At 57.7% G+C, this 10,030-nt stretch carries 11 protein-coding genes and 2 riboswitches; of the genes, 3 read left to right on the top strand and 8 right to left on the bottom strand.

Translation table 11 applies throughout. The features are described 5' to 3' along the window. Positions 1-193 precede the first annotated feature (193 nt). Entirely contained in the window at positions 194-1,456 is a 1,263-nt protein-coding gene (murA, locus tag HMPREF2614_RS06445) for a UDP-N-acetylglucosamine 1-carboxyvinyltransferase (protein WP_232250785.1), read from the bottom strand. 47 nt (positions 1,457-1,503) lie between these two features. On the opposite strand from murA, the gene HMPREF2614_RS06440 reads away from it, so the two are divergent. Beyond that, positions 1,504-2,124, top strand: a complete 621-nt coding sequence (locus tag HMPREF2614_RS06440; protein WP_016421359.1) for a cob(I)yrinic acid a,c-diamide adenosyltransferase — start codon at positions 1,504-1,506, stop codon at positions 2,122-2,124. 40 nt (positions 2,125-2,164) lie between these two features. On the opposite strand, the gene ramA is transcribed toward HMPREF2614_RS06440, so the two are convergent. The 5 genes from ramA to HMPREF2614_RS06415 all read right to left on the bottom strand — a co-directional run bounded on the left by ramA (position 2,165) and on the right by HMPREF2614_RS06415 (position 6,688). Further along, on the bottom strand, positions 2,165-3,001 hold the full coding sequence (ramA, locus tag HMPREF2614_RS06435) for an acetate metabolism transcriptional regulator RamA (protein WP_005511953.1): 837 nt from the start codon (positions 2,999-3,001) through the stop codon (positions 2,165-2,167). Positions 3,002-3,476: 475 nt separating this feature from the next. Then, positions 3,477-3,734: riboswitch (cobalamin riboswitch) on the top strand. Between the two features lie 194 nt (positions 3,735-3,928). Further along, a complete protein-coding gene (locus tag HMPREF2614_RS06430) occupies positions 3,929-4,753 on the bottom strand; it encodes an energy-coupling factor ABC transporter ATP-binding protein (protein WP_038626451.1) in 825 nt (274 codons plus the stop codon). Between the two features lie 2 nt (positions 4,754-4,755). Beyond that, entirely contained in the window at positions 4,756-5,493 is a 738-nt protein-coding gene (cbiQ, locus tag HMPREF2614_RS06425; RefSeq protein ID WP_038626453.1) for a cobalt ECF transporter T component CbiQ, read from the bottom strand. Next, positions 5,490-5,867 carry an energy-coupling factor ABC transporter substrate-binding protein gene (locus HMPREF2614_RS06420; protein ID WP_038626455.1) on the bottom strand — a complete coding sequence of 126 codons (378 nt, stop codon included), beginning with the start codon at positions 5,865-5,867 and terminating at the stop codon, positions 5,490-5,492. The genes cbiQ and HMPREF2614_RS06420 overlap by 4 nt, the downstream gene beginning before the upstream one ends. A gap of 38 nt (positions 5,868-5,905) precedes the next feature. Next, positions 5,906-6,688 carry an energy-coupling factor ABC transporter permease gene (locus HMPREF2614_RS06415; RefSeq protein ID WP_016421363.1) on the bottom strand — a complete coding sequence of 261 codons (783 nt, stop codon included), beginning with the start codon at positions 6,686-6,688 and terminating at the stop codon, positions 5,906-5,908. A 66-nt stretch (positions 6,689-6,754) separates the two neighbouring features. Beyond that, a riboswitch (cobalamin riboswitch) is annotated at positions 6,755-7,023 on the bottom strand. A 301-nt stretch (positions 7,024-7,324) separates the two neighbouring features. On the opposite strand from HMPREF2614_RS06415, the gene cysK reads away from it, so the two are divergent. Both cysK and epsC read left to right on the top strand, forming a co-directional pair. Then, positions 7,325-8,257 carry a cysteine synthase A gene (cysK, locus tag HMPREF2614_RS06410; protein ID WP_049181146.1) on the top strand — a complete coding sequence of 311 codons (933 nt, stop codon included), beginning with the start codon at positions 7,325-7,327 and terminating at the stop codon, positions 8,255-8,257. 115 nt (positions 8,258-8,372) lie between these two features. Then, a complete protein-coding gene (epsC, locus tag HMPREF2614_RS06405) occupies positions 8,373-8,966 on the top strand; it encodes a serine O-acetyltransferase EpsC (protein ID WP_016421365.1) in 594 nt (197 codons plus the stop codon). A gap of 102 nt (positions 8,967-9,068) precedes the next feature. On the opposite strand, the gene HMPREF2614_RS06400 is transcribed toward epsC, so the two are convergent. Continuing rightward, complete coding sequence (locus HMPREF2614_RS06400) at positions 9,069-9,350, bottom strand: GNAT family N-acetyltransferase (RefSeq protein ID WP_042388192.1); 282 nt, start codon at positions 9,348-9,350, stop codon at positions 9,069-9,071. 107 nt (positions 9,351-9,457) lie between these two features. Further along, positions 9,458-9,913, bottom strand: a complete 456-nt coding sequence (locus HMPREF2614_RS06395) for a hypothetical protein (RefSeq protein WP_038626465.1) — start codon at positions 9,911-9,913, stop codon at positions 9,458-9,460. Positions 9,914-10,030 lie beyond the last annotated feature (117 nt).

Below are 10,030 nucleotides of genomic sequence, written 5' to 3'. Positions count from 1 at the left end.
ACACACCCCACCTAAAGACACAAAACCCCAGGTAAGAGAACGAAAACCACCACAAGCCCCACTGGAGAATCTCTCCTAACGGTTCTAAAGCATCCAGAACCGAAGACTTGCGATGGTTTTCCGCGCCATGCGTTTAATGAGCACCGTGCGCTTAGCCATTAGCCATTAGCTATCGACCAGTGGCCAACGATCACTAGCTGACCCGTTCAACAGAAGCGCCGAGAGCGTTTAGTGTCTCTACGAAACCCGGGTAACCGCGATCAATGTGATAGACATCGTGCACCTCGGTGACGTCTCCCTCTTCAGTGCACAGCCCGGCCAGCACCAGGCCGGCACCAGCGCGAATGTCCGAAGACCACACAGGTGCCGAACTCAGCGATTCCTTTCCGCGAATCATCACGTGGTGGCCATCGATAGTCGCGTCAGTGCCGAGGCGAATCATCTCGTCGACAAACCGGAAGCGCGACTCAAAAACGTTCTCGGTAAGCACTGACGTCCCTTCGGACACCGCGGACAGAGCAATGGCCATGGGCTGCATGTCCGTCGGAAAGCCTGGGTATGGCAGCGTTTGATAGTTCACACCCTGCGGACGCCCGTCCATATGCACGCGGAAGCCCTGCGGGTAGGTCTCGACCTGAGCGCCTGCGTTCTTCAGTTTTTCCAGAGGAAGATGCAGGTACTTAGGGTTGATACCAACGACCGTAATATCGCCGCCGGTCATTGCCGCAGCATAGGCCCAGGTCCCTGCGATAATTCGGTCGCCGACGACTTTGTGCTCAGTCGGGTGCAGCTTCTCGACGCCCTCAACCGTGATGGTGTTAGATCCCGCACCCGAGATCTTGGCACCCATCTCCACGAGCATCTCGCACAGGTCGACAATTTCGGGCTCACGGGCGGCGTTATCCAGCACAGTCGTACCTTCAGCTAGTACGGCCGCGGTCAGAATATTCTCGGTCGCGCCGACGGACGGGAAGTCCAGCTTGATGTTCGCCCCCTTGAGTCGCCCCGCCTCAGCCACCACGCAACCGTGGTGAATATAGGTGCGTGCACCCAATTTCTCCAGGCCAGCCTGATGCATGTCCAGCGGGCGGGAACCAATTGCGTCACCACCGGGCAGTGCGACAATCGCATTACGGGTACGCGCCGTCAGCGGCCCGAGCACACAAACCGAAGCGCGGAACTGGCGCACGGCATCGAAGTCAGCGTGATGCGAGAGTTCTTCGGGCACCGTGATTTCAATCCGGTCACCCTCACGCGTCACGGAGCAACCAAGGCCTTCGAGGACTTTTTGCATCAATGGCACGTCGTCAATTTCAGGGCAGTTCGTCAGTACTGTCGTGCCCTCGGCGAGAAGCGCCGCACCCATCAGTTTCAGAACCGAGTTCTTCGCCCCGGAAATCTGAACCTGACCGTTTAGCGTCGCTCCGCCTTTAACCAGAAATCGCTCATTTCCCACTCCCCCAGCCAACCACATTTCGCAATATCGCGCTTAGGCTTGAGGCTATGAGCGTTCACCTAACCCGCATTTACACTCGCACCGGCGACGACGGCACCACCGGGTTGTCCGATTTCAGTCGCGTCCCCAAGGACGATTCCCGCCTCATCGCCTACGCCACGTGCGAAGAGGCCAACGCCGCACTCGGTCAGGCGCTCAGTTTCGGCACGCTTGACGACGAGGTGTCGGCTGTCATCCGCTACGTGCAGAATGATCTCTTTGATGCCGGAGCCGACCTGGCAACACCTATTGAAGAAAACCCGAAGTACCCGCCATTGCGTATCGAGCCGGATTACATCGAGCGACTCGAGCACTGGTGTGACCAGTTCAATGAGCAACTGCCAAAACTGGATTCCTTCATCCTCCCTGGAGGCACACCAGCCGCGGCACTGCTGCACACAGCTCGGGTGATTACTCGTCGGGCCGAGCGTGCGGCATGGGCTGCCTGCCGCGAGTTTCCCGAAACTACTTCAGTACTACCGGCGAAGTACCTCAATCGACTATCTGACCTACTGTTCATCCTTTCGCGGGTGGCCAATGCCGGAAACGACGTTAAGTGGGTCCCCGGTGGCGAACGCGAAGATGAGCGCCAAGAGGCCCTGGATGCGAAAAAGCGCCGCGCTCGCTAGCCAAGTTTGCTAGGAGCGCGGCGCCCCGTCGTCAAGCGGTTTACGGCAGTGCGCCGATACGACGGGCTGCGTTGACAGCCTCGTAGCGAGTGTGGGCACCCAGCTTGCGCATTACGGAGCGGAGGTAGGACTTAACGGTCTCGGCACCGATGCCCATTTCCTCTGCGGCCTCGACGTTGGTGTGACCGAGGGCGACGCAGGCGAGAACATCGAGCTCACGAGCAGACAACTTGGTGGTCTGCTTAACGCGAACTGGGGTGACCATCTGGTCGCAGAGCACCTCGAGCTCCTGGCGCAGCTTCTCATCATCCACGCGGTTAGCGAGCATGCGCAGCTTGGAGTGCGTGGAGCGAACCTGCTCCCATTCAGCGCCATTCATGATGCGACCGCCCTTACCGTTACCGGAGCGATCCATATTGCGACAGGCGTCGACGACAGCGAGGTCCTGCTCCAGGCAACGGGCGGTCATTGTGACCTCTTCAAGAACCTTGTCCCCCAGGCGCACCGAGGAGTGCACGCCACCGTAGAGCACGCCACGAACAAGACGCGAAACAATCACCGGCACGGCGACCAGCGAGTGCAGGCCTTCGTCACGAATCTTGTCGTCATACTCGTGGGTAATAACCTTGGCGCGCAGGTAGTCACTGACACCCACCGGGCGGCGCGTGGCCAACACGCGACCACCGACACCCGCACCCGATTCCACAGTCAGATTCTGCAGAGCCGGGGTACGCAGGCCAACCCAGTTGTTGATCTGCATCTTAGAGTTATCGGTGACTTCCGCATACATTGTGACCGGAATACCAGTCGCATTCTTTAGGGCGACCAAGGACGACTTAATAACCTCATTGTCGTCCAGAATGCGGTGGGGATCCATCTCGCGTCCTCCTGCGTAACGGGCAAATTACTTCACTGGCACCCACAGAGGCACCATCAGCCTGTGACTTCGCGCCGACTTACACTCCTACGAAATGGCCAACTACCGCTCAGCGGCTACGGACCCTTTCGGGGGCTGTAAACCGTACAAAGTAGATAGTACCCTCCGAACGGGTACACCTGCATTAAGGCATCCGTCACACAATCTTAGGAAACAACTAGGTTTCTCTACAAGTACGTAAAGAAAATACCAGGATAAATCCTGTCATTAGCCCCGCCTCGGCCGAATGGATACAAGGCAGGGGGTAGCTATTTTTCCGCTAATAAACTGCGTGAATGTTGATAACAGAGGGTAATGAACGGCGTTTTACCCCCAATGCGGACATTTTCGAAAAACACTGTCGCTGATTTACTTTGGTGCGCTATTGTCATTCATGCAACAGGTTTTGTTGAGTTCCACTTTCAATGCTACGTCCTCCACGTGGTTGTCCGAAGGTGGTGCACAGCAAACGCAAGAGGGAATCCGGTGCAATTCCGGAACTGTCCCGCAGCGGTAATCTGGAACAAAATTCGCCAACGGCACTGAGGTTATTTCAACCTTGGGAAGCGGCGAAAAGTAGGAAAATTGATAATAAGGTTCTGCACGTAAGCATCGAAGCAAGCGGCAGTCGTCATCCCCTTATTGTCGGTCACGCCAGGAAGTCCGAATACCTGCCTGATGCGCCGAAGACACTGCAAAGTGCCACGGCCACGGAGATCGCCCGCGGACAGGTGTGACGTGAAATGGAAGCGAAGAAATGCGACAGCTTCGCCTATATTTCTAGGCCTATCTTTATAGGCATTGCGCCCTACCCGCGGGCGTTTCTCTCATTTTTAGCGTGGTTTAGCTGCACATATCGATGAGCTATTCACCAACCAAACCGCTCGCCTAAACATCTTCTGGATGGAGCACATCTCGCCCAATCGCCTTGGAGACTACGGGCGCCCAAGGCAAAGCCAATCGAGCATGTTCGACCAACCGTCGATCCGCCAAAATTTCCTCTTTGGAGCCAACTCGCAGTTTGCCGTCGGCAAGCACTGCTGCCCGATCGGCGAAATTCCACGCGAAGTCGATGTCGTGCGTGGCGACGACGACGGCTGTGCCCTGATCGCGCAATTGATCGAGCGTGTGTGCAAGCTTTCGGGTCGCCTGCGGATCGAGGCCGGCGGAGGGCTCGTCGAGAAGCAGGACGCGTGGGTGCATCGCCAGCGCGCCTGCGAGAGCGACGCGCTTGCGCTGACCATAGGAGAGCTGGTGCGGGACGCGTTCGGCGAGATCGGTGATTTCGGCGGTGCCTAGAGCCTCTCGGACGCGCCGCTCGACTTCCTCGTTCTCCAGCCCCAGGTTGACGGGACCGAAAGAGACATCTGCAAACACGCTAGCCGCGAAGATTTGCTCATCCGGATCCTGCGTGACCATCTGTACTGAGCGGCGAACCGTATTGCGGCCGTGCCGGGAGTACTTATAGGCGGTGCCATCAAGGCGAACCTCACCGCCATCGGGCTTAGACGCTCCCGCGAGCATACGCAACAGCGTGGATTTGCCAGAACCGTTTGCGCCCAATAGTGCTAGGCGCTCGCCACCCGAAATTGCCAGCTCCACGCCTTTCAGGACGTGGGTTTCGTCATAAGCGAATGTAACTGCGGCCGCTTCCACAATGGCGCCGCTGGCACCATCCACGCGATCAGCGCTATTTTTCCTACTGATCGACATCCCTATACACCCCATTTCAGCAGCGCCCAGGCCGCAATCAACGACAAAAGTAATGCACTGGATATCGCGAGGAACTTCGGCTGGCTCGGCCGCGAAATAACCAGTACTTTCATTGCGCTCGGATCGGCACGCAGCTCAATTCCCTCTTGCATCTTGCGGGCTCGAGCAAAAGCGATGACAAAGAGGCTGGCGGACTGCGCCGCGACATCACGAATCATCGCCCGGCGCGTGGAGTGCCCAAGACGTCGCGCTTGGGCTTCTGTCATTGAGTGCGCGGAGTGAATCAGCACGCCAGTCATCCGATAAATCACTTCAGCAAGGTACGTCAGGTACCGAGGCATGCCACGTTTGTCGAGCCACGCAATGAGCTCCGAAATCGGAGTGGTCAGCGCAAAGACCATCGTGCAGCTGATACCCGCAAACGAACGCATCACAACCTGCGCCATTCGCTGCGGGCCATCCGGCGACCACGCGAGACCGTCGGGAGTAAGCGCTACCAAAATCGGAAACGCGCCGACGAGCACAAAAACCGCCGGTGCCAGCACCATTGCCACATACAGCTTGCGGGGCACCCGGGCTATGTACGCAATAAACCAAGCAATGACCGCAATGACCGGCGCAAAGGGAATTGGCGGAAGCGCAACCGCCAGAATCAACAGCCCACCGAGCAGCAGGATCTTTTCGCCCACGTTACGGCGCGCCCAAGCGCTGCGCGCCGCTGCGGCTTCTAGCGCATTCACTGCTCTTTCTCGCGCTTGTCTGAACGCGCAGCAGCCTTCCCTCGGTAGAAGCCAATAACGTAGAACAGGACGCCAGCACCGATAACGGCCTGGAGCGCGAACAGACCCGACTCGACCTCACCCGGCAGTTCGCCGACGAGTGGCTCGAACCACGGCTCGTAGTTCGGGTCCATTTCCTGAATTGTCTCCGTAGCGGTGGCATCAGTGCCGGCGAACGGCTCCTCTGCGTCGTCGTCGCCGTAGTTGAAGAACAGCGGGAACATGGCAATTACGACTACCAGGACAATAAGACCGACGCTGCCCCACACGGAGTTCTTCTTCGGCCGGCTAGCTGCCTGTGCGTCGACAATCTGCGCGTTGTTTTTTGCATTCATAATCGTGCTCTCTTTCGCTTCTTTTCGCTTGACGACGGCTACTGCTTCTGGCCGGATACGGATGCAGCTGAAGCATTCTGCGAAGTGGCAGACCCTGCAACAGCGTTGGTTGTGGTGTCTGCAGCTTTCGCCTCCAGCGCCGGTGCTGGCGCATCGCCGAAGCGGGACAGGAAGCCGAGATCGAGGAGCTCAGTGTGTGCCACTGCCAGCAGGGTGCGCATGAGAATGACGGTGACGAGAGCCTCGATGATTGCCAGCGGAATCTGCGTGATAGCGAACAGGCCGAGGAATGTAGCCAGCGCGCCGCCAACACCGCCCGGGTTTGCCGGGTGCGCAAGAGCGAGCTGCATGGAGGTCACGACGTAGGTGGAGAGGTCAGCGAAGAACGCTGCCATAAACACACCTGGCAGCAGGCCTCCACCGAGCTTTCGAGTCAATACGTAGAAGGCGTAGCCGACCCACGGGCCGACGATTGCCATGGAGAAGATGTTCGCACCAAGCGTCGTAATGCCGCCGTGAGCGAGCAAGATTGCTTGGAAGAGCAACACGATGGAGCCAAGCAGCGCCATCACCGGAGGTTTGAAGATTACAGCACCAAAACCCGTACCTGTCGGGTGCGAAGTGGAACCCGTCACGGATGGAATCTTGATTGCGGAGAGCACGAAAGTAAACGCACCGGCAGCACCGAGCAGCATGCCGCTACCGGGATGCTCTTTCATAGTGCGCTTGGCTTGAACTGCGCCGTGAATGACAAAGGGAGCGGCAGCTACACCCCACCCAATGCAATGAGTAACTGGGAGAAATCCCTCAGCAATATGCATGATGTAAATCTTCTTTCTGCGGCGCTATTCACCTCGACAGCACCGCTCGACCGCCAATCCGCGGACGCGAATTGGATGATTTACAGTCGGTCTCCTGGCTGATGGGCTGAGGAAAGCTTCACACTTCTATTAATGCCTCGCCTCCTTCCCCAAAGGTTTGAGTCCCCCTGAGTGGCTTCGACGAAGCACCGCAATCATCGGATCCATTGCCTGCGTTTTCGGTTATCGCATATAACCGCTGTGCAGATAACGGCCGCAATCGCGCCCAATCACAGTGGCGAGGGCCGCTGCCTATTTACAAGGCATTCCCGTGCACCGTAAATCACGTCTCAGAATAGTGGATTCTAAGAAACTTTAATGCTCTTTACCCTCACAATGGAGGTAAAGACGAGCAGGGCAATCACATAGCGTTAACGTGGTAAGAGCAGGAGCATTGCGAAATCAGCGGTGTGACTGCGACGGTGCCGGCCGCGGCAACTGTGACGGTGGTGACACCGGAATTAACAGCCCCCTTCCCCACGCAATTCCCAAAATAGACGAACTGGTCTGTACTAATTGCAGCATCAGGCGTACACTACGGCTACACGCGAAAACTCATTAGGAAGTCCTCTGTGATTTCCGGAATGGATAAGATTAATGACTATTTATAACGATGTCACTGAACTGATCGGCAACACCCCGCTGGTTAAGCTCAACCGTGTTACCGAGGGCCTGCCGGGCAACGTGATTGCCAAGCTGGAGTTTTACAACCCTGCCAACTCGGTCAAGGACCGCATCGGCAACGCAATTATCGATGCCGCCGAGCGCTCTGGCGAGCTCAAGCCGGGCGGAACCATCGTCGAGGGTACCTCGGGCAACACCGGTATCGCGCTGGCAATGGTCGGCGCAGCCCGCGGTTACAAGGTCATTCTCACTATGCCGGACACCATGAGCCAGGAGCGCCGCGTCGTTCTGCGCGCATTCGGCGCTGAGCTTGTACTCACCCCGGGCGCAGATGGCATGCGCGGTGCTGTCGATAAGGCCAACGAAATCGTGGCTAACACCGACAATGCAATCCTGGCTTCCCAGTTCGCCAACCCGGCCAACCCGGCTATCCACGAGGCAACCACTGGTGAAGAAATCTGGGAAGCTACCGACGGCAAGGTTGATTACTTCGTGGCTGGAGTCGGCACCGGCGGCACCATTACCGGTGCTGGTCGCACGCTGAAGAAGCACAACTCGGACATCAAGCTGGTGGCCGTTGAGCCGAAGGCCTCCCCACTGCTGACCGAGGGCACCGCCGGCCCGCACAAGATTCAGGGCCTGGGCGCAAACTTTATCCCAGAGGTTCTCGACCAGGAGCTTCTCGACGAGATTATTGCGGTTACCAACGAGGACGCTATTGAGGTCTCCCGCAAGGTTGCTGCAGCCGAGGGCATCCTCGGCGGCATTTCCGCCGGTGCAAACATCAAGGCTGCTCTCGAGATTGCAGCCCGCCCGGAGGCTGAGGGCAAGAACATCGTCGTGATTGTCCCTGACTTCGGCGAGCGCTACGTCTCCTCCATCCTGTACGAGGACCTGCGCGACTAAAACCAAGCGCTATAAGCGCCCGTAACCTTCTCTGCAGAGCCCGCTAGCTGGCACTTTCCGTCGGCAAGCGGGTTTTTGCATTGCCCACACTTCCGACCAGATAGAATTGACGCCCATGAGTGACTTTTTCCGAATCCTCAAAGAGGATCTGGACAATGCCCGTGCGCATGACCCAGCTGCGCGCAGTGATGTAGAAAATGCCATTGTCTACTCCGGCCTACACGCAATCTGGATTCACCGATTCTCGCACCGCCTCTGGAAACGAGGCGGGATTTTCAAGGGCATTGCACGAGTACTCGCACAGTTTTCCCGTTGGCTGACTGGTATTGAGATTCACCCGGGCGCTCAAATTGGCCGAAGGTTCTTCATCGACCACGGCATGGGTATCGTCATTGGTGAAACCGCAGAGATCGGTGACGGCTGCATGCTCTACCACGGTGTGACACTCGGCGGCCGCTCACTGGAGAAGGTAAAACGCCACCCAACTCTGGAGGACAACGTCACCGTCGGGGCAGGTGCGAAAGTCCTTGGCCCGATCACAATTGGTGCGGGTTCATCGATTGGCGCCAACTCCGTGGTCACCCACAGCTGCCCACCCGATTCCATCGTGATAGGAATTCCGGGCCGCGTACGCCCTGCCAAGCCCGGCGAACACAAGCCGTTGTGCGATCCGGCGGTGTACGTCCAGGGTGACGGGGACTTCATCTAGCCCTGCCCTAAAGCTATCTCTACGCATAAATAAGCCGACCGGCTGCTCTTGCTATCGTGAGCAGCCGGTCGGTTTCTTTATGCGTTCTTTGCCCTTCAGCGACTAGTCAGCCAGTAGATCCTGGTATTCCGGGTTTTTCTCGACGAAGTTGGCAACAGCGGAGCAGCTGGTGCGAATCTTGCGGTTGTTCTTCCGAACATCATCCAGCGCACCTGCGATAAGCGGCTTGGACAGGCCTTGTCCACGGAATTTGCCATCTACTACCGTGTGGTCAAAATCCAGGGCACCTTCCACCGGGGTGTAAGCGGCAAAACCGGCCTCTTCTCCCTCTACGGTGAGAACGTAGCGCTGACCGGCCTCATCATGCGAAATAGTGTGTGCCATTTTCGGAATCACTTCCCTCTCGTGGTTGTGAAGCGTCGTCATTGCAAACGACTCTTAGGATGTAACCCAGATAACAGCTCTCGCTTCGGATTAATTCCGAATCCTGGCTAATTCTGCACTAGCGGGGGTTCGCCCGGGTGCTCGTCGGCACGCCCGACAGCGACACGGCACGGGACATCGCCCTTCGCGACCTTAGCCGCAGCCTCACCTTCTGCCCACCCCGGGCTGACGGCCTCAGCGAGCGGGCCTGCCAAATCCGCCATTTCGCAGTGAGAAAGCCCCGGAGCCACCACACTGATGCGATAACGCTTCCGATCCCCCGGATCCATGCCTGGGTTGGCCTCCGCCCACAAATCAGCGAGCGAAGAGGTGCGCCCCACATCGGGCATGACATCCTCGTAGACGTTGACTTCCTGATCCGGAATCAGTTCCGCGAGCACCCCACGAACCTTCTCAGCAGCCGATTGGCTGCCCTCAGCATCCGTGTAGACGAAGATGCGCACGACCCACGGCAGCGTCTTATCGTGGGACAGCGTTCCTGCTGAGGCGAATTCCTTACTCATGCACAACATCCTATCCGCTAGGGTGTGCACGCGGTTTAATTTCCCCCACTTTAAGGTTTTCGCACGGCTCAATGCACTTTGCTTTACGACGATCCCCACGACAAACACCTGGTAAAA

The organism is Corynebacterium sp. HMSC074C11, from assembly GCF_001809455.1.
In the GTDB taxonomy this organism is placed as follows: Bacteria; Actinomycetota; Actinomycetes; order Mycobacteriales; family Mycobacteriaceae; genus Corynebacterium; species Corynebacterium amycolatum.
Note: the sequence above shows the minus strand (reverse complement) of the source record. Positions and strands in the feature narration are given on the sequence as shown.